This window comes from Pantoea sp. CFCC18177, assembly GCF_059412425.1.
This window is the reverse complement of the sequence record NZ_JBNBPL010000024.1, coordinates 63,845-82,647: the sequence shown is the minus strand read 5'-3', so window position 1 is coordinate 82,647 and position 18,803 is coordinate 63,845. Positions and strand designations below refer to the sequence as shown.

Sequence of the window (18,803 nt, the reverse complement as noted above, 5' to 3'; positions counted from 1 at the left end):
TCCTCACACTTTTGCAACCAGCGGACGTCCCAGCAGCCCCTGCGGACGGAAGATCAGAATCACCACCAGCAGAGCAAAGGAGAACACATCTTTATAATCAGAGTTCACCAGCCCCGCGAACTGCGCTTCCGCCACGCCCAACAGCAACCCGCCCAACATGGCGCCAGGCAGAGAACCAATACCGCCTAACACCGCAGCCGTGAAGGCTTTGATGCCGATAATAAACCCGGCATAAAAATCAAAGGTGCCGTAGTTCATGGTCACCAGCACACCCGCCAACCCGGCCATCGCCGCGCCAATCACAAACACCAGAGAAATGATACGATCTGTATTGATACCCAGAATCGAGGCCATGCGTCGGTCCTGCTGCACCGCACGACAGATGCGTCCCAGTTTGGTGTATTGAATAATCCAGGTCAGTAATGCCATGCCGCAGAAGGCGGCGATAAGGATGAACACTTTGGTCCAGGTGATCTGCACAATACCGCCATCAATCTCCATGCGCAGTACGCCTGTCAGTAATGTCGGAATCCCTTGTTGGTTTGGCCCCTGGCTCAACTGAACATAGTTTTGCAGGATCAGTGACATGCCAATCGCTGAAATCAGGGGCGCAAGACGCGTGGAGTTACGCAGAGGTCGATAGGCAATGCGCTCTATCGCCCAGCCGTAGGCGGCAGTGACAATAATGGTAAAAATCAACGTGCCGAAGATCAGCAGTGGAAAGGAGTGAATGCCAAAGTAGCTCAGTAATGCCAGCCCTATCGCACACAGGTAGGCGGAGATCATATATACCTCGCCATGTGCGAAGTTGATCATGCCGATAATGCCGTAAACCATGGTGTAGCCAATAGCGATCAACCCATATACCGCGCCCAACGTCAGGCCGTTAATCATCTGCTGTATGAAGAAAGCGTCCATATATCTCTCGCACGTAAAAGGAACGCAGATTTCGCGTCCAATCGCGAAAAGCCCCGCCAGGCGGGGCCGCGTGTCATATTACAGCTGGTGATATTTGCCTTTGTCATCCCACTGATAAACAACATAATCCGAGACTTTAAGGTCGCCCTTACCGTCCCAGGCCTTTTTGCCCATCACGGTATCGACACTATTGGCTTTCAACCAATCACTGGCTTTGGCGTTATCTTTACCGGCAGCTTTGTAGGCCGCAGCAATCGCCTGAACTGACGCATAAGCGTAGAGGGTGTAGCCTTCCGGTTCGAAACCGCTGGCACGGAATTTCTCAATCACCGCTTTGCCATCAGGAATGGTGCGTGGGTCATTACCAAAGGTCATATACACGCCTTTGGTATATTGCGGGCCACCTGCTGCCGTCACCATCTCTTCAGTCACGATACAGTCACCGGAGAAGAAGGCAGCGTTGACGCCCTGCTCACGCATTTGACGCACTAACGGACCCGCTTCCGGGTGGCATCCACCGAAATAGACCACATCAGGTTTAACCGCACCGATTTTCGTTACTAATGCGTTGAAATCTTTTTCACCGCGAGACAGCCCTTCATACATCACCTCTTTCACGCCGCGTTTCTCTAACGCCGCTTTAGTGGCATCGGCAAGGCCTTGACCGTAAGTATCTTTGTCGTGGATTACCGCCACTTTTTTCGCTTTTAACTTGTCGATGATGTAATCGGCGGCGATTGCCCCTTGCTGATCGTCACGACCACACATGCGGAACATGGTTTTCATGCCGCGCTCGGTGATTTGCGGGTTAGTGGATCCGGGGGTAATCGCCAGCACACCCGCTTCGTCATATACTTCCGAGGCGGGCATGGTGGAGGACGAACAGAAATGACCGACCACTGCCATCACTTTGTCCTGATCAACGAGTCGGTTTGCTACCGACACCGCCTGCTTGGGTTCACAGGCATCATCCCCCTGCACCAACACAATTTTTTCGCCGTTAATACCGCCTGCGGCATTAATATCGTCGGCTGCCTGACTTGCACCTTTCCAGTACTGCGCCCCGTAGGTCGCATTGGGGCCGGAGAACGGGCCCGCTACACCAATCTTGACATCCGCTTGCGCGTAAAATGCTACGCTCAGGCAACCTGCAAGTACCACCTTCACTGGGTGTTTCATGAATTTCAAAGACATGCTTTCAATCCTCAACGGGTCAGGAACGGAGCCATACCACGGCCTGGGAGAAATCAATTTCTGAAACTTTTGCAGCACTTTCAGTGGTCATCAGGACCACGGTTAAGGAATAAGCAAGAAACTCGCCAAAGAAGACGGTCGGTGGCAGTTTTTGCAGTGGCATCGCGCCAGGGTAGAAGCGGCGCGAGGTGACATCCCTGCTAATCATAAACATAGCCACAGTTACGCCGCGCACCAGCACCGTGATGGTGCAGAATGCGGTCGATCACAGATTCTTCATCGTGCTGCTGTGTTTATCCGCTATGCTCTGGTCAAATCGGTCCATGTTTCCCTGAAGGAGAACCTATGAATACACAACGGAACGGATTGAGTAGCCAGCAGGCACTGGATGAGCTGGAACGCCTGTATGAGAGCGCTGTAGAGGCACTGCGCAACGCGATTCGTGATTTCACCGCCCAGGGTACGCTGCCGGATGAAGCCGAGCGTCAAAATGGTCTGTTTGTTTATCCCGAATTGCGCATCACCTGGCAGGGGGAAGGCCCACAGCAGAATCGCACGCGCGCCTGGGGCCGTTTTACCCATACCGGCAGTTACAGCACCACTATCACCCGCCCTGCACTGTTACGCCATTATTTGAGCGAGCAGTTACAGATGCTGGAAAAAGAGTACGATGTGCTAATTGAGGTGGGCCCATCGCAACAGGAAATCCCTTATCCCTACGTGATTGATGGCCTCACGCTGGACCGCTCAATGAGCGCCAGCATCGCGCGACATTTCCCCACCACTGAACTGTCACAAATCGGCGATGAAACCGCGGATGGTCTGTTCCATGCCAATGCTATCTTCCCGCTTTCACACTTTGATGCGCTGCGCACCGATTTCTCCCTCGCGCGTCTGCGTCATTACACCGGTACAGCGGTAGAACATTTCCAGCCGTTTGTGCTGTTTACCAACTACACCCGCTATGTCGATGAGTTCGTGCGTTGGGCCATCGAACAGGTTCAGGATCCCAATACGCCTTATGACAGTCTGGCGTGCGCCGGGGATGTGGTCATCACCGCCGACACCAAAGACCCTACCGCCATGATGTCCGACCTGGCGTGGAAGAAGCACCAGATGCCTGCCTGGCATCTGACCTCACCCAACCGCCGCGGCATCACGCTGGTAAATATCGGGGTGGGACCGTCCAACGCTAAAACTATTTGCGATCACCTCGCCGTGATCCGTCCGCACGCCTGGTTGATGATTGGTCACTGTGGCGGGCTACGTGAAAGCCAGACCATTGGTGACTACGTGCTGGCGCACGCTTATCTGCGTGACGATCACGTGTTAGATAGCGTACTGCCGCCGGACATTCCGATCCCAAGCATTGCTGAAGTACAGCGAGCTTTGTATGACGCCACGAAAGCAGTCAGCGGTATGCCGGGGGAAGAGGTCAAACAGCGTCTGCGTACCGGAACCGTTGTCACAACTGATGACCGTAACTGGGAGTTGCGTTATTCCGCTTCTGCGCTGCGCTTTAACCTGAGCCGCGCCGTGGCGGTAGACATGGAGAGCGCGACAATTGCCGCACAGGGCTATCGCTTCCGTGTGCCTTACGGTACTTTGCTGTGCGTTTCGGATAAGCCACTGCACGGCGAAATTAAACTGCCGGGACAGGCAAATCGTTTCTACGAAGGGGCAATTTCAGAGCATCTGCAAATCGGTATTTGCGCGGTTGAGCTGCTGCGTGCTGAGGGCGATAAGCTGCATTCCAGGAAGTTGCGCACCTTTAATGAGCCGCCGTTCAGGTAAATATGTACATTCCGGCCTGCTAGCAGGTCGGAATGACTTTCCGGTTCAACACTCATATTTCCATCACAGCCGTTTTCACAAACCATGCCACAACAGCCAGGATGGCCGGGATCATAATCGACCACGTTAAACGGTCATTCAGCTTTTCAAATTTGGCTTCTAGCCTTTCAAATTTGCGATCTATGCGTCTATCCAACTGGCCCATCTCGCCCATGAGTTCATTACGCATTTGCCCCTGCTCGGTTCTCAAACATTCAATGTCTGATTTCGTCGCAAAATGCTCGGATCGTGCCGTGAGCAGAGCAACATCAAACTGGATTTTTTGCGTGTTTTTTTCCAGATGTTCAACCCGTTTCGTTAACGTTTCCATGGGATGTTCTCCTTGATTGTGCATACCCAAAAGAAGCGGAGGAGATAAACGAGGCATGTTGTTAATGGGGTTATCCATCACCAAATCCTTTACTGTATTCGTTCAATCTTCCCACTATCACCTTAGTGAAACAGATTCGAACTGATTAAACATTCCACGAACCCGCCATTGGGATAAAAAAGTCAGGCAGTGAATGACGACGCGAGAAGTTAAACCAGGTCGACACATCCGTGAAGCGTGCATCAATGAGGATTGCGAGACATCGCACAGGAATTAACTACGGAGATGTAACAGATGACACGGAAGCCCGAGCGGGCTTCCGTAAACCAGAACTTAAGCGCTCAGCCAGCCCAGTTTGATCACGAACAGAATGGAGAGAATCACTAACGCGGCGTTGAGTTCTTTAGTACGACCACTCAGCAACTTCACCACGGTCCAGGTAATGAAACCGAAGGCGATGCCGTTAGCAATCGAGTAGGTCAGCGGCATGGTCAATGCCGTTACCGTCACTGGTGCAGCCGTGGTGATGTCTTTCCAGTCAATTTCAGCCAACCCGGAAGCCATCAGTACTGCCACGAACAGCAGAGCAGGTGCGGTGGCGTAAACCGGAACGCTACCCGCCAATGGCGAGAAGAACAGGCTCAGCAGGAACAGCACCGCGACCACGATGGCGGTCAAACCGGTACGTCCGCCGGCACTGACACCCGCCGCAGATTCGACGTAGCTGGTGGTGGTTGAGGTACCCAGCAGAGAACCAAACAAGGCAGCCGCACTATCCGCAATCAGTGCACGGCCCATTTTTGGCACGTTGCCCTGCTCATCAGCCAGGCCTGCACGCTTGGTCACACCCAACAGCGTACCGGTGTTATCAAACACATCAACGAACAGGAAGGCGAAGATGACACTTACCAGGCCCACGTTGAAGGCACCGGAGATATCCAGTTGCATAAAGGTCGGCGCAATCGAAGGCGGTGCAGAGAACACCCCACCAAATGGCGTCAGGCCAATCCCCATGGAGATAAAGGTCACCACCAGGATACCGATCAACACCGCACCGGTAACGCGACGTGCTTCCAGCGCTACAATAATAAAGAAGCCTAACAGCGCCAGCAGTGGACCCGGTTTCGTCAGATCGCCCAGACCCACTAAGGTGGCTGGGTTATCCACCACGATGCCCGCACCTTCCAGCGCAATCAGTGCCAGGAACAGACCAATACCGGCGGCAATGCCGGCACGCAGCGGTAAAGGAATACTGGCAATAATCCACTCACGAATCTTGAAAATCGACAGAGCAAAGAAAATCACTGCTGAGAGGAACACCGCACCCAGTGCAATCTGCCAGGTGTAACCCATATGCAGTACCACGGTGTAGGTGAAGAAGGCGTTAAGCCCCATGCCGGGAGCCAGAGCGATCGGATAGTTAGCGATCAAACCCATCAACACGCAGCCAATTGCCGCTGCCAGACAGGTCGCCACAAACACCGCACCTTTATCCATGCCGGTTGCACCGAGGATGCTCGGGTTAACAAACAGGATATAGGCCATTGCCAGGAAGGTGGTAATACCGGCAATAATTTCCGTACGCACGGTGGTGTTGTGCGCTTTTAATTTGAAGAGTTTTTCTAACATCATCATCTCTCATGAGCGGAGACGGCACGGATGCACGTTCTCTCTTGCCAATGTGGTTAAGCTAGTGATTATTTTTTTGATGAAAGCGATTTAAGCCGGACGTAAGGCAAGAACGCCTTCCGCTTTCCCCTGTCCATATAGCAATAGCTATGCCATCACTGTACGCAATCGTTTACGTACGCGAATGTATTTAAGCTTAAGATAATTCTGAACCAGAACGAGGCGCGATTATGGTGCATTGCACTATCACTGCGCAATCGTTTTCCCTAAGGGCCATGCGCACGGCAAAAAATATTGCGGCAACGCACGCTTTCACACTCTGCCAGGCGATGGCGCTCACGTTTCTGCAGCCTGAATCGGCAGCCTAAAAACATCGGGTTACACTGCTTTTTAACCCTTCCGCAACAAAGAGACAGCGCAATGAAGCCCGCGATTTTGGTCGTTGATGATGATCGTGCCGTGTGTGAATTGCTGCACGATGTATTAAGTGAACACGTGTTTACCGTCTACAGCTGCCACCAAGGCAAAGATGCGCTGGCGCTGGTCAGCCTGCATCCTGAGATCGCTCTGGTGATGCTGGATATGATGCTACCCGATACCAACGGCCTGCTGGTGCTACAACAGATGCAAAGACAGCGTCCAGACCTGCTGGTCATCATGTTAACGGGGATGGGTTCTGAAGCGGATATGGTGGTAGGCCTGGAAATGGGAGCCGATGATTATATCGCGAAACCCTTTAACCCTCGGGTGGTGGTGGCACGCGCCAGAGCCGCGTTACGCCGCTGCGGCCGTCTGACTCAACCTGAGATGCAATATGACGAGGGGTGGCAGTTCAATGGCTGGCGCCTGGATGACGCCCGTTGCCAGTTGTTTAATCCACAACGGGAGAGTGTGCCGCTGACCCAAGGGGAATTTACCTTACTGCGCGCTTTAGTGGGCCACGCCCGCAAAGTGTTAACCCGCGATCAACTGCTGGAACTGACCCACAGCGAAAGCCTGGAAGTCTTTGATCGCACAATTGACGTGCTGATTATGCGGTTGAGACGAAAAATCGAAACTAATCCACATCAGCCCAGCCTGATCCGCACCATCCGCGGTTTGGGTTACGTTTTTTCTGCGGATGTGATGCGCCCCGCTTCTGCATCACGTGAAACACAAATAGCCTGATTCATCCAGCGCTGCATCTCGGCCAATGGCCGCGTGCCGTCCAGCGCATTCGCTGCATGTAGATTAAAACAGGCGCAGGTGTGTGCCAGCTTCAGCGTGTCTAACATCGTCCAGTTCTCGTGACTGGCATAAAGCACACCCGCACAGAAGGCATCGCCCGCGCCGACGCTGCCAACAATCTCCTCAGGCGTCAGGCACCACGCGGGCTGCCAGATCCCCTCTTCTGTACCTTCTTGCCCCCACGCTCCCTCTGGCGCATGGATCACCACCCGCTGACGCACCCCTTGTGCAATGAGCCATGCTGCCGCTTGCGCAAAGGCTTCTGGTGCTGCCAGCCCCTGTTCGTTGCGTAACGTGATACCCGTCAACGCTTGCGCCTCAAGCTCGTTAATCACCAGATAATCCAGCCAGCGCAGCGCGGGGACAACCAGGGGGCGATATTCTCCCGCTCGCGAGACCAAATCCAGCGAGGTGAGATAATCGCGTTGCTGCATCTGTGCCAGCAACCGCGCACTGCGTGTGGCGTATTCATCGTCGGGTTGATCCAGACTATCCAGCAACAGTAGATAACCCAGATGGAAAATACGATGCGGTGTCGCGACCTCAGCAAAATGCGGCAGATCCAGCTGTGCATTGGCGCCACGCGCATGGAAGAAGGTGCGCTGCCCATCTGGCGTGGTCATCACCTGGGTCATGGCGGTGGTGACACTGCAGGTGCGCTGGACAAAACGGCGATCTATCTGATGGTCGTCCAACAGCTGCACGATGTAATCGCCGTCATTATCTTCCCCGACCATCCCCACCCCCGCCAGCGGCACATTCACCTGCATGCGCGCCAGCGTGAACAACACATTGAGCGCGGCCCCACCGCTGCATTTCTCGCTGTGGGTAATCTCCGCCAGCCAGCCCTGCTCCGGCCAGTGAGTAATACGCTGCACATGGTCTACCAGCATGCTGCCTGCGCCCAAAATGCCCTTGCGTTGCGCCATCTCAGGCCCTCCCGGCACTGCCAAATACCTGCATCTGCTGCGCTACTACGTTGGCGATGTCGTGCTCTACCGCCATCAGCAGCTCGGCGAAAGAGTCGTATCGTGCATCACGCTGACTAATCTGTTTTTCAATCGCACCCAACGCCGCCTGAGACATACCGGTGTAAAAATTGATTTTGTGTATACCAAGGCTAATAGCATGGCGGAAATCCGCATCGCTGATCCCTGAACCGCCATGCAGCACCAACGGAATCCTGGCTGCCGCACGGATCGCCGCAAGCCGTTCGAAATCGAGCTTGGGTTCACCTTTGTATTTCCCATGCGCGTTGCCGATGGCCACCGCCAGACAGTCAATGCCGGTTGATTCAACAAACTCTGCCGCGCGCGCAGGGTCGGTAAATTTGTTGCTGTCAGCTTCGCCAAACAGTGCTCCCCCCTCGTCGCCGCCCACAGCCCCAAGTTCCGCTTCCACGGACACGCCAATGGCATGACACATTTTCACCACTTCGCGTGTCTGACGCACATTCTCGTCGTAACTCAGGGTGGAGCCATCGAACATCACTGAGGTAAAGCCGAGGCGGATCGCCTGCATCACCGCTTCAAAATGCAAACCATGATCAAGGTTGAGCACCACCGGAATATCGTGCAGCGCTGCTTCAGTGCGAATGGCCGCGATAAGATGTTCGAGGCTGACATATTTAAAGTGCACCTCGGCAATGTTGATAATGAATGGCGAACGTTGTTGCTCTGCTGCCTGAAACAGGGCGCGCAGGAAATGGGTATCCAGCACATTAAATGCGCCCAGTGCGTATTGATGCTGCTGCGCGTGGGCAAGACCCTGCGCCAGTGAAATCAGTGCCATGGTGCGCTCCTTTATGCCAGCCAGCGGTGATATTCGTTGCAGAGCAGCCAGCGCGGTTCTTCATCCTCATCAATCGGGTTGAAGCGCGCTAACGGCGTGAGAAATACGTTGTCATGTTCGTCGTCGTTGGGCATCGACACTTCGCCGACCAGCACATCGCCATAGCCCTCTTCACCCCAAAAGCTGTGCCAAATGCCAGGCATTAGGGTGACACTTTCCCCGGGCGATAAGCGCAGTTGCGAACCCGCGGCATGCGTTTGGCGGATGCCATCCAGCGTCACGTTCACCGGCGTGTCGCCAAGCTGTGTTCCCTCACGGTTATGCAGTGTGACAATCAAATTGCCGCCACCACGATTAATGATGTCTTCCATTTTTTGTGGGTGATAGTGCATGGGTGTGACCTGCCCTTCGCGAACATGCATGATTTTTTCCGCATAGGGTTTACCCCACGGCTGCCCACCGCGTGAGCCATTACGCAAGGTAAACAGGGTCAGGCCCGTCTGGCTGAAATCATCTGCACCGAAACTGGTGACGTCCCAGCCGAGGTACAGCGCCAGCAACTCTTGCGCGCGGCTTTGCTCCAGTGCACGCCACTGGCTGAGGCCATAATCAGCCCAGGGCGGCAGGTGAACATCCTGACGCATGAAGAATTCGCGGGTCAGTTGAAGAATGACGTTAACTTCTGATCGCTGCATGGGTCCCTCTCCACAGGTAGGGGCGAGACGTGGCCCGCCCATCCAGTACAGATCGCGATGAATCGGTTATTTCACCGTCCAGCCTTTGTAGCTGCCGACAGTGTTACGATCGATCATGGTGACCGGGATCAGCACCGGCTTGTCCGGTGCCGGTTTGCCTTGCAGGATGTCGTAACCAATCTCCACCGCTTTTGCCGCCATCACCTGTGGGTCTTGCGCTGGCGTAGCTACAAACAGCGAGCCTTTGCGTTTCAGGGCTTCTTCACCATCTGGCGATCCATCAACGCCAACAATAAAGAACTCACTACGCTGCGCCTGTTTCGCAGCCAGGTCGGCACCGATCGCCGTCGGGTCATTAATCGCAAACACCGCATCGATTTTCGGATTAGCAGACAGCAGACCGGTCATCACTTCCAGTCCACCATCGCGACTGCCTTTGGCGTTCTGGTTGTAGGAGAGCAGTTTGATATCCGGATGGGTTTTCAGCTCGGTCATGCAGCCCTCGACGCGGTTCTGTACAGCCGATACCGGTGGTCCGTTGATGATCACCACGTTGCCTTTATTTTTCAGGCGATCGGAGATGTATTTACACGCCATGGCACCTGCCTGGGTGTTATCGGAGGTGATAGTGGCGTTGGCACCATCGGCGGCCACGTCCACCGCCACCACCACAATACCCGCGTCACGCGCACGCTTAACGGCAGGGGCGATGCCTTTTGAATCGGCGGCGTTGAGGATGATCATGTCCACTTTAGCCGCGATGAAGTTATCAATCTGCGCCACCTGCTGACCAAGATCGTAGCCGCTCGACACCAACGTCACGTTGACCTTGTCGCCAGCCAGCTCCCGCGCTTTCAGCTCCGCACCTTTGGTGATCTGCACGAAGAACGGGTTGGCAAGGTCACCCACGGTCACACCAATGGATTTCAACTCTTTGGCCTGCACCAGTGGCGCACTCAACAGCGTCGCCGCCAGCAGTCCGGTAATAATCGGATTAAAACGCATAGTCGATGTTCTCCTGCTTTTATGATTATGTTGGCGATCGGTCAGAACGCCGTGATGTGACAACCTGTTTTCGTAAGCTGAAATCGCGGGCGTTATTGTCGCAGCCAGTTTGCTAACGGCCAGCGCACAGCAACCGGAGCGTACTGAAGTACGTGAGGATTGCGCGCACTGCCCGGTGGCAAAATGGCAAGTAAAATAGCCCGTTAATTCAAATGATGACGTGTGCGGTATTTATCGATAAGTACCGCGATAATGATCACCGCGCCTTTAATCACCAACTGCCAGAAATACGACACGCCCATCAACGTCATGCCGTTATTCAGCGTGGCGATAATCAGCGCACCAATCAGCGTGCCGGTGATGGTGCCGATGCCGCCAACAAAACTGGTGCCGCCCAAAATGACCGCCGCGATGGCATCCAGCTCATAGCCCATACCGAGGTTGCCGTTGGCACTGTAGAGGCGCGAGGCGCTCATCAAGCCCCCCAACCCTGACAACATGCCGCTCATCGCATAGACAAACACCAGCACCAGACCCACTTTGATCCCGGTAAGACGCGCCGCCTGCACGTTGCCCCCCACCGCATAGATATGCACGCCCAGCGTGGTGCGGCGCAAAATGAACCAGCACAGTGCAATCACCGCGAAGGCGATGATGATCAGCCAGGGAATCGAGCCGAGATAGCCATTGCCTATCCACTCAAAATTGATGTCGGAGTTAATCACCGTGGTGCCATTCGCCAGCAGATAGGCTGCACCACGCAGCGCGGTGTAGGTTCCCAGCGTCACGATGAACGGCGGTAATCCCGCCCACGCCACCAGGATGCCGTTGAACAATCCCATGATCAGACCGGCACCGAGCGCCGCTGGGATGGTCAAACCGGCAAAGGCGGGATCAAGTGACACCACCATCGCCACCACCGCCGTAGTGCCCAACATCGATCCCACAGAAAGGTCGATGCCACCGGTCAGGATCACAAAGGTCATTCCCGCCGCCAGCACGATGTTGATCGAGGCCTGCCGGGTAATGTTCAGCAAGTTTGCTTCGGTAAAGAAGTTTGGCGTGACGAAGCCAAACACCGCCACGATGATGATTAAAATCGGCAGAATGCCTACCGTTTGCAGCAGATCGCTCATTAATGCCCGCTTGAGCGTTGGGCTTTTGGCACGTGCGGTTTCACTGGTCATCTCGGTCTCCTCAGGCCTGAACCGGCTGTGCGCCGGTGGCCAGTGTCATTATGTTTTCCTGGCTGATTTCTGCGCCGCTCAGCTCACCGGCAATGCTGCCTTCGCGCATCACATACACGCGATCGCTCATTCCCACCACTTCAGGCAATTCGCTGGAGATCATCAAAATCGCCACGCCCTGCTGCGCCATCTGATTCATCATGCGGTAAATTTCGCTCTTGGCACCGACGTCCACCCCGCGCGTCGGTTCATCCAGCAGCAGGATGCGGGGCGCAATCGCCACCCAGCGTGAAATCAGTAACTTTTGCTGATTGCCACCCGACAAGCCGCCCGCGCGCACCTGCGCATGGGGCACGCGAATATTCAGCGACTCAATGGCTTCACTGGCAATCTTTTGACCTTTACGGCGGTTAAGCAGTCCGTAACTGGCATCGCGCTCCAGCGTGGCCATCACAATGTTTTCCTGTGCCGCCAACTCAAGGAACAGCCCCTGCTCTTTGCGGTTCTCGGTGAGGAAGCCAATACCGCGCGCGATGGCATCACGCGGTGAGTGGATCTTGACCTTTTCCCCATCGATCCAGATCTCGCCGCCTTTGGGTTGATGCACACCAAAAATCAGTTGTGCCAGTTCGCTGCGCCCTGCCCCCACCAACCCAGCCAGTCCGACAATCTCACCCGCGCGCACCGCCAGGCTGCTGGGATGCACTTTGCGGTTATCCGTCAGGTGATTAACGGCGAGACGAATTTCGCCGAAGGAAATGGTGCGGTCCTTATTAAACAGATCGCTGAGCGGCCGACCGACCATCATGCGCACCAGCTCGCTGGCATTCAGTTGATCGCGCGTCAAACTGCCAACATATTGCCCATCGCGTAGCACGCTGACGCGGTCTGAAAGCTCATACACTTCTGCCATGCGGTGGCTGATATAGATGATCGCCATGCCTTCACTGCGCAGCCGCTTAATCAAAGCGAACAGCTGTTCGGTTTCGCGATTAGAGAGTGCTGCGGTGGGTTCATCCATCACCAGAATGCGGCTGTTGCGGTGCAGCGCGCGGGCGATCTCCACCTGTTGCTGCTCGGCAATGCTGAGCGTGCTGACCAGATCGGTGGCGCTAAACTGAGCACCCAGACGATTAATGACAAGTTGTGCTTCTTCCGCCATCTGTCGACGTTTGACCAGCCCCCCTCGGGTGATCTCACTGCCAAGAAAGATGTTCTCTGCCACCGTCAGGTTGGGTGCCAGATTGATCTCCTGATAAATCAGGGTGATCCCCGCTGCCAGTGCCTCTTTCGGGCCTTTAATGGCATACGGCTTACCGTCGATAAGAATTTCCCCGCTGCTGGCGGTATAGGCACCGGCCAGAATTTTCATCAGCGTGCTTTTTCCGGCACCGTTTTCGCCCATCAGCGCGTGCACCTCGCCGGGCCATACGGTCAAGTCCACGCCTTTGAGCGCGTAGAAGCTGCCAAAGCGTCGGGTGATTTCACGCATTTCTAATATCGGTGTCGCCGTCATCGCCAGGCTCCCGCTGCCAGTTGTTGTCGGCGAGTGTGGCAACGCCAGATAAATGGAAAATGTCAGCGGCCATTCATATTTGTCATATTGCGCCTGGATGGCGCTTCTATACTCGCCGGAGGTGGAGTGGTAAGGAGAGACCGCAATGAGTCAGAGTCTGCACTGGCACGCTGGCGCGCGGGGTCGCCTGCTGCTGTTCAATCTGCTGGTAGTGAGCGTCACGCTGGCGGTGAGTCTGGTGGCGATTTTTGGATTTCGCCACGCCGGTCACATTCAGGAACAGGCGCAGGCACAAACGCTCGCCGATATGAACGGCAGCCTGTCGTTGGCGAGAGACACCGCCAATGTGGCCACCGCCGCCGTGCGGCTGGCGCAGGTGGTGGGCGCGCTGGAGTACCAAAGCGAGTCGGCGCGCTTGCAGCAAACGCAACAAGCCTTACAGCGGTCATTGTCGATGCTGGCAAACGCTCCTTTAGCCGCACAGCAACCGGCGCTGTTGGCGCGAATTCGCGAACGCAGCCAGATGCTGGAACAGAGCATCAGTCAGCTGTTACGTGAGGGCCACCAGCGCCATCTGCAGCGTAACGTGATGCTAAGTGGTTTATGGCAAGCCCAATTGCTTCTGAATCGTATTGATACCCTCGCGAGTAACGCCGCTTTTCTGCCGCTGCGTCAGCAAACCGATGCGCTATTAAAAGTGGCAATTCAATCCACCGCACCGCAAGCCGCAGAGCAGCAGTTACAACAGGTTCTGCCGGTCTGGTCAGCGTTACCGTTACAGGACGCACTGGCCATGCAACGCGACCGTCTGGTCGACACCCTACACAGCCTGCAACCTGTCGCCGGACAGTTAGAACAGAGCGATATCACTATCGCCTACGCGACGTATCGCATCAAAGCGCTGGTGGCGATGCTCAACAGTGACATCACCCGGTACGTCCAGTTGGTGGCGCAACAAAGCGATACGCGCAGTGCCGTCACGCATCAGGAACTGGATTCCATCATCGGCTTTATCGGTTTGTTTATGCTGCTGGCGTTACTGATCACCGGCTACGCGGGCTACTACATCTATCGCAATCTGGGATCGAGCCTCACGGCGATTGCCCATGCCATGACCCGACTGGCACAGGGTGAGAAAAGCGTCAATGTACCGGGGCTGGCGCGGCGTGATGAGCTGGGCGATCTGGCTCGCGCCTTTAACGTGTTCGCGCGCAACACCGCCTCGCTGGCACACACCTCCCGGCTGTTAAAAGAGAAAAGTAATCAGCTGGAATCGACGTTCCTCGCCATGCGTGATGGCTTTGCCCTGTTTGATAACAGTGGTCAACTGGTGGTGTGGAACGCGCAATACGCCGAACTGCTGGGTATTTCACCGCGTGAACTGCATCGCGGTCTGCATTATCAACGTCTGCTGACACGCATGAATGTGCAGCTTAACGGTCTGCAAGATGCGCAGGAAGTGCGTCTGCCAGATGGTCGCACGCTGGAGTTGCGCTTCAGCCCGGTGCCCCGCCGTGGCATGGTGAACACTGTGTTAGAGCGCACCACACGCAAGGCACTGGAAGAGGCGCTACTGCACAGCCAGAAAATGAAAGCGGTGGGTCAACTCACTGGCGGCATCGCGCATGATTTTAACAATCTGCTGGCGGTGATTATCGGCAGTCTGGCATTGACGGTAGATCAACTGCCACCCGGCACCCTCGCCAGTCGTGTTGAACGGGCGCGCCAGGCCGCAGACCGTGCGGCGCAACTGACGCAACGTCTGCTGGCGTTCTCACGTAAGCAGGCACTCTATCCGCGTGCGGTATCGGTGGTCGAGTTGGTCGATAACCTGCATTCGCTGCTGCAACATTCACTGCTGCCCGGCCAGCAGTTAGTGGTGGATGCGCAGCGTCCCGGCTGGCCTGCATGGATCGATGCGGGACAACTGGAGAACGCGTTATTGAATCTGGTGGTCAACGCCCGTGATGCCATGGAGAAGCAGAGTGGTGAAATTCGCCTGCGCATCTGGAATCAGCGCACACAAGAGGCGGAAGGCAAACGTGATCGGGTGACCATTGAAGTGATCGATCATGGCTGCGGCATGTCAGCCGAGGTGCGTGAACAGGTTTTTGAGCCGTTTTTCACTACTAAAGAGACCGGCAGCGGCAGTGGTCTGGGTTTGTCGATGGTGTATGGCTTTGTAAGACAGTCTGGCGGCCATATTGAAGTCGAAACCGCACCCGGCCAGGGCACGACCATACGTCTGCTGTTGCCGCGTGCGCCGGAAGCGGTACAGCCTCAGGCCACCTTATCCACCTTTGTTCCGGGCGACAGTAGCAATCGGCTGGTGTTAGTGCTGGACGATGAACCGGCAGTGCGACAAACACTATGCGAGCATTTGCATCAGCTCGGGTATCTGACACTCGAGTGCGGCGATGGGGAATCCGCGCTCACGCTGCTGCGCCAGACGCCCGATATCGAACTGTTGATCAGTGATTTGATGCTACCCGGCCCGCTCAACGGTGCCGATGTGATTCGCCAGGCACAACAGCAGTGGCCCGCGCTGGCCACGCTGTTGATCAGCGGTCAGGATTTACGCCAAAGCCAGGTCACCTTGCCGTTGTGTGAGCGGCTGGCGAAACCCTGGCAACAGGTGCAGTTGGCACAGGCACTGGAACGTGCCTGGCAGCGGAGTGAAAGGCTCAGTCGCGCGCGGCAGGCTGCCACAACGGCAACGGTTTCCCCGTGATATAACGTTTCCGTAGCTTGCTGGAGATCACATCCATAATCATCACCACACCGACCAAAATAATGGTCAGGAACATCACCACATCCCAGTTCCACAGGCGCATGTTTTCGGCATACACCAGGCCCACGCCGCCCGCGCCGACAAAACCGAGTACCGCCGCCGATCGGGTATTGGATTCGATTTGATACAAGCTGAGTGCCAGGAAAGTGGGGAACGATTGGGTAAAGATGCCGTAACGGTGCTTCTGCAAACTGTTGGCCCCCACCGCACTTAACCCGCGACTGGGTGAACGCTCAACCGCTTCGTGACCTTCTGCATAGAGTTTGCCAAGCAGCCCAACATCCTGCATCACAATCGCCAGTACCCCTGCCAGTGGCCCCATGCCCACGGCACGCACAAAGATCAGGCCCCAAATCGCCATGTCGATACCACGCAGAATATCGAGCAGGCGTCGCACCACTAAAGAGATCGGACGGGCGATGGGATCGTGCATGACATTGCGCGCCGCCAGGAATGACACGGGCAGTGCAATGGCGGATGCGGTCAGCGTCCCGACGAACACGATGGCCAGCGTGATACCGACTTGGGTGAAGTAGTAGCCAAAAGGCCAGTTAACAAAGTCCTGCCAGACAAACATGCGCAGGAAATAGCGGCTTAGCTGCTGGCAGCCAATGATAAAACGGCTCCACTCAATACCGAAAAATTCAAAGAAGAACAGGTAATACAGCACCACGGCGAGCGCCACCATGGCAATACGGCGTAGGTAACGGTTTTGCGCGGCGAACAGTGCGGGATGCTCCTGCTTCAGTTTCGCCACATCTGGCGCTAAGGCGATCATTTCATTTCTCCTTCCACGACGCGACGGCGCAACCAGCCGGAAAGGGTATCCAGCAGCGAGACCACGACGATGATCAGTAACAGCGTGATGCTGACCTGATCGTAGCGGTCCAGTTTGATATTGGTCATCAACTCCTGGCCAATCCCGCCCGCACCCACCAGCCCAAGGATGGTGGAAGAGCGGAAGTTCACCTCAAGACGCATAAAACTGTATGAGAGGAAAGTGGGTTTCACCTGTGGCCAGAAGGCAAAACGCATGCGTTGCAACTTGCTGGCACCGCAGGCCGCCAGACCACGCACGGGTTTATCCGATGCGCTCTCAATCGATTCATAAAACAGTTTGGTCAGGCTACCCACGGTGTGTAGTGCCAGAGCAAGAAAACCAGGAATCGCGCCAATGCCGAACGCCATCACGAACATGACCGCCCACGCCAGCTCTGGCATGGTGCGCAGAAAAGCGACAAAGGCGCGAATAGCGATACGCACGCTGCGTGGCGTTTGCGTGTTATCGGCGGCGAAAAAGGCCAGCACTGCGGCAACGATCACTGCAACAAGGGTTGACGATAGCGCCAGCTGCAGAGTTTCCCAGATTAGCGGCAGCTGGAAGTGTAGACGGTAGCCCCAGTACGCCAGTGAGCCTTCGGTTTTCACATCCGCGAACAATACCGACAGATGTAGCACTGGCATCGTTTGGCCGATGTAATCGAAAAAGTGAGGCAATGATTGCCAGACAGTGACCAAATTGAATTCCGCCATCTTGCCCGCAGCAAGATAGAGTGCGACCAACAGCAGCGACCAGAGCACAGTGTCACGCTTTTGCTGGCGGCGGATACGTTGGTAGTAGTGTTCAAAATCGGTCAAGGGGGATGTCCTGTGTTGGAAAGGGTGCAGGAGGGAATTTGGTCGCCATTAATGGCGACCCTACGTAGGGTGCGCATTGATGCGCACCTCTATCAACGACAGCACCGATGGGTATTACCCGCGCGAACCTTTCATCAAATCACGCTTCATATCGATGATGTTCTGATAGTCCGCAACGGTGGCGGGACCGATGTGCTGAGCACCACCGACCGCTTTAACAAAACAGCTGTGATCTTCTTTATCCAGCTTCTTGATCGCGGCAACCACTTTCGCTTTGAAGTCAGCGGGTAAGTTGTTGCTGACCAGGATCGGGCCGTTCGGGATCAGCGGCGACTGCCAGATAATGCGAATCTGCTTCATCAGGTCTGGATGATCCATACGAATCAGACGGCCAAAGGCACCCGAGGTATAACCGGTGTTGTAATCACCGACCAGGGAAGTCCAGGTCACCGCACCTTCAAACTGACCGTTCAACACACCGAGGATGTCCTGCTCATGACCGCCAGAGAAGGTCACGCTAGAGAAGGTGTTGTTGTACTTATCGTCAACGGTGCCACCGAACTCTTTCTTGAATGCCTGGTTTGGCATCAGGAAGCCAGAGGTTGAATCCGGGTCAGCCATGCCGAATGATTTGCCTTTCAAATCTTCCAGCTTTTTGTACGGGCTGTCGGCTTTCACGATCACCACAGAGTGGTAACCCTGAGAACCGTCTTTGTCATCCACCACGATCCCCACCACGTCTACGGCTTTCGGGTTCTGCAGATAAACCGACGCATAGGATGCTGGAGACATGCTCAGCACCATATCAATTTTGTTGCCCAGCAGGCCCTGAATCACGCCTGCATAGTCAGAGGAGTTGCGCATCTTAGTATCGACATTCAGCTCTTTGTCGAAGAAATCTTTGACGCACTGGTTATCGCCAATCTGCTGAGTGGCATTCTGGCCACCCAAAATCCCGAGGTTCAACTCTTTTGGTGCATCCGCTGCGTTAACGCCAAAAGCCATCAGAGCGCCAGTCAGTAAAGCTAAAGAGGTCAGTTTCATTCGT

17 protein-coding genes are annotated in these 18,803 nt (G+C 55.3%); 3 read left to right on the top strand and 14 right to left on the bottom strand.

From position 1 onward, the window contains the following. Nucleotides 1–3 precede the first annotated feature (3 nt). From ACPUC8_RS20580 to ACPUC8_RS20570, 3 genes are all read right to left on the bottom strand, one after another. A complete protein-coding gene (locus ACPUC8_RS20580; protein WP_494927213.1) occupies nt 4–918 on the bottom strand; it encodes an ABC transporter permease subunit in 915 nt (304 codons plus the stop codon). A 78-nt stretch (nt 919–996) separates the two neighbouring features. After that, a complete protein-coding gene (locus ACPUC8_RS20575; RefSeq protein ID WP_494927212.1) occupies nt 997–2,112 on the bottom strand; it encodes a branched-chain amino acid ABC transporter substrate-binding protein in 1,116 nt (371 codons plus the stop codon). A gap of 19 nt (nt 2,113–2,131) precedes the next feature. Next, the gene (locus tag ACPUC8_RS20570; RefSeq protein ID WP_156138106.1) at nt 2,132–2,332 is read right to left on the bottom strand and encodes a hypothetical protein; all 201 of its coding nucleotides are present in this window, start codon (nt 2,330–2,332) and stop codon (nt 2,132–2,134) included. Between the two features lie 125 nt (nt 2,333–2,457). Between ACPUC8_RS20570 and ACPUC8_RS20565 the strand changes: the two genes are divergently transcribed. Beyond that, nucleotides 2,458–3,906: an AMP nucleosidase gene (locus tag ACPUC8_RS20565; RefSeq protein WP_494927211.1), complete on the top strand. Its 1,449-nt coding sequence runs from the start codon at nt 2,458–2,460 to the stop codon at nt 3,904–3,906. Between the two features lie 52 nt (nt 3,907–3,958). Here ACPUC8_RS20565 and ACPUC8_RS20560 read toward each other — a convergent pair whose 3' ends face one another. Continuing rightward, nucleotides 3,959–4,354 (bottom strand): hypothetical protein, encoded by a 396-nt coding sequence (locus ACPUC8_RS20560; protein WP_039332132.1) that lies wholly within the window; start codon nt 4,352–4,354, stop codon nt 3,959–3,961. Nucleotides 4,355–4,609: 255 nt separating this feature from the next. Further along, the gene (locus ACPUC8_RS20555) at nt 4,610–5,908 is read right to left on the bottom strand and encodes an NCS2 family permease (RefSeq protein WP_231568864.1); all 1,299 of its coding nucleotides are present in this window, start codon (nt 5,906–5,908) and stop codon (nt 4,610–4,612) included. A 417-nt stretch (nt 5,909–6,325) separates the two neighbouring features. Here ACPUC8_RS20555 and ACPUC8_RS20550 point away from each other — a divergent pair, with 417 nt between their 5' ends. Next, nucleotides 6,326–7,072, top strand: a complete 747-nt coding sequence (locus tag ACPUC8_RS20550) for a response regulator (protein WP_283228931.1) — start codon at nt 6,326–6,328, stop codon at nt 7,070–7,072. On the opposite strand, the gene ACPUC8_RS20545 is transcribed toward ACPUC8_RS20550, so the two are convergent. From ACPUC8_RS20545 to ACPUC8_RS20520, 6 genes are all read right to left on the bottom strand, one after another. Then, nucleotides 7,009–8,061, bottom strand: coding sequence for a carbohydrate kinase family protein (locus tag ACPUC8_RS20545; RefSeq protein ID WP_494927210.1), 1,053 nt, complete (start codon nt 8,059–8,061; stop codon nt 7,009–7,011). The genes ACPUC8_RS20550 and ACPUC8_RS20545 overlap by 64 nt on opposite strands. Nucleotide 8,062: 1 nt before the next feature. Continuing rightward, complete coding sequence (locus tag ACPUC8_RS20540; protein ID WP_494927209.1) at nt 8,063–8,923, bottom strand: ketose 1,6-bisphosphate aldolase; 861 nt, start codon at nt 8,921–8,923, stop codon at nt 8,063–8,065. Between the two features lie 11 nt (nt 8,924–8,934). Continuing rightward, nucleotides 8,935–9,618 carry a D-lyxose/D-mannose isomerase gene (locus ACPUC8_RS20535; RefSeq protein ID WP_494927208.1) on the bottom strand — a complete coding sequence of 228 codons (684 nt, stop codon included), beginning with the start codon at nt 9,616–9,618 and terminating at the stop codon, nt 8,935–8,937. Between the two features lie 66 nt (nt 9,619–9,684). Continuing rightward, the gene (locus ACPUC8_RS20530) at nt 9,685–10,623 is read right to left on the bottom strand and encodes an ABC transporter substrate-binding protein (protein ID WP_039332143.1); all 939 of its coding nucleotides are present in this window, start codon (nt 10,621–10,623) and stop codon (nt 9,685–9,687) included. Between the two features lie 203 nt (nt 10,624–10,826). Continuing rightward, nucleotides 10,827–11,810, bottom strand: a complete 984-nt coding sequence (locus ACPUC8_RS20525; RefSeq protein ID WP_058973461.1) for an ABC transporter permease subunit — start codon at nt 11,808–11,810, stop codon at nt 10,827–10,829. 10 nt (nt 11,811–11,820) lie between these two features. Continuing rightward, nucleotides 11,821–13,326, bottom strand: a complete 1,506-nt coding sequence (locus ACPUC8_RS20520; RefSeq protein WP_058973462.1) for a sugar ABC transporter ATP-binding protein — start codon at nt 13,324–13,326, stop codon at nt 11,821–11,823. A 145-nt stretch (nt 13,327–13,471) separates the two neighbouring features. On the opposite strand from ACPUC8_RS20520, the gene ACPUC8_RS20515 reads away from it, so the two are divergent. Continuing rightward, a complete protein-coding gene (locus ACPUC8_RS20515) occupies nt 13,472–16,057 on the top strand; it encodes an ATP-binding protein (RefSeq protein WP_494927207.1) in 2,586 nt (861 codons plus the stop codon). Here the strand turns inward: ACPUC8_RS20515 and phnE (ACPUC8_RS20510) are convergent. The 3 genes from phnE (ACPUC8_RS20510) to phnD all read right to left on the bottom strand — a co-directional run bounded on the left by phnE (ACPUC8_RS20510) (nt 16,011) and on the right by phnD (nt 18,799). Further along, a complete protein-coding gene (phnE, locus tag ACPUC8_RS20510; RefSeq protein ID WP_283228937.1) occupies nt 16,011–16,895 on the bottom strand; it encodes a phosphonate ABC transporter, permease protein PhnE in 885 nt (294 codons plus the stop codon). The genes ACPUC8_RS20515 and phnE (ACPUC8_RS20510) overlap by 47 nt on opposite strands. Then, the gene (gene phnE, locus ACPUC8_RS20505) at nt 16,892–17,755 is read right to left on the bottom strand and encodes a phosphonate ABC transporter, permease protein PhnE (protein ID WP_039332153.1); all 864 of its coding nucleotides are present in this window, start codon (nt 17,753–17,755) and stop codon (nt 16,892–16,894) included. The genes phnE (ACPUC8_RS20510) and phnE (ACPUC8_RS20505) overlap by 4 nt, the downstream gene beginning before the upstream one ends. Nucleotides 17,756–17,869: 114 nt before the next feature. Then, nucleotides 17,870–18,799: a phosphonate ABC transporter substrate-binding protein gene (gene phnD / locus ACPUC8_RS20500; protein WP_494927206.1), complete on the bottom strand. Its 930-nt coding sequence runs from the start codon at nt 18,797–18,799 to the stop codon at nt 17,870–17,872. Between the last annotated feature and the right edge of the window lie 4 nt (nt 18,800–18,803).

Coding starts and splice junctions, on each gene's coding strand:
- ACPUC8_RS20580 (WP_494927213.1), bottom strand. CDS start 918: ATGGACGCTTTCTTCATACAGCAGATGATTAACGGCCTGACGTTGGGC.
- ACPUC8_RS20575 (WP_494927212.1), bottom strand. CDS start 2,112: ATGTCTTTGAAATTCATGAAACACCCAGTGAAGGTGGTACTTGCAGGT.
- ACPUC8_RS20565 (WP_494927211.1), top strand. CDS start 2,458: ATGAATACACAACGGAACGGATTGAGTAGCCAGCAGGCACTGGATGAG.
- ACPUC8_RS20560 (WP_039332132.1), bottom strand. CDS start 4,354: ATGGATAACCCCATTAACAACATGCCTCGTTTATCTCCTCCGCTTCTT.
- ACPUC8_RS20555 (WP_231568864.1), bottom strand. CDS start 5,908: ATGATGTTAGAAAAACTCTTCAAATTAAAAGCGCACAACACCACCGTG.
- ACPUC8_RS20550 (WP_283228931.1), top strand. CDS start 6,326: ATGAAGCCCGCGATTTTGGTCGTTGATGATGATCGTGCCGTGTGTGAA.
- ACPUC8_RS20545 (WP_494927210.1), bottom strand. CDS start 8,061: ATGGCGCAACGCAAGGGCATTTTGGGCGCAGGCAGCATGCTGGTAGAC.
- ACPUC8_RS20540 (WP_494927209.1), bottom strand. CDS start 8,923: ATGGCACTGATTTCACTGGCGCAGGGTCTTGCCCACGCGCAGCAGCAT.
- ACPUC8_RS20535 (WP_494927208.1), bottom strand. CDS start 9,618: ATGCAGCGATCAGAAGTTAACGTCATTCTTCAACTGACCCGCGAATTC.
- ACPUC8_RS20530 (WP_039332143.1), bottom strand. CDS start 10,623: ATGCGTTTTAATCCGATTATTACCGGACTGCTGGCGGCGACGCTGTTG.
- ACPUC8_RS20525 (WP_058973461.1), bottom strand. CDS start 11,810: ATGACCAGTGAAACCGCACGTGCCAAAAGCCCAACGCTCAAGCGGGCA.
- ACPUC8_RS20520 (WP_058973462.1), bottom strand. CDS start 13,326: ATGACGGCGACACCGATATTAGAAATGCGTGAAATCACCCGACGCTTT.
- ACPUC8_RS20515 (WP_494927207.1), top strand. CDS start 13,472: ATGAGTCAGAGTCTGCACTGGCACGCTGGCGCGCGGGGTCGCCTGCTG.
- phnE (WP_283228937.1), bottom strand. CDS start 16,895: ATGATCGCCTTAGCGCCAGATGTGGCGAAACTGAAGCAGGAGCATCCC.
- phnD (WP_494927206.1), bottom strand. CDS start 18,799: ATGAAACTGACCTCTTTAGCTTTACTGACTGGCGCTCTGATGGCTTTT.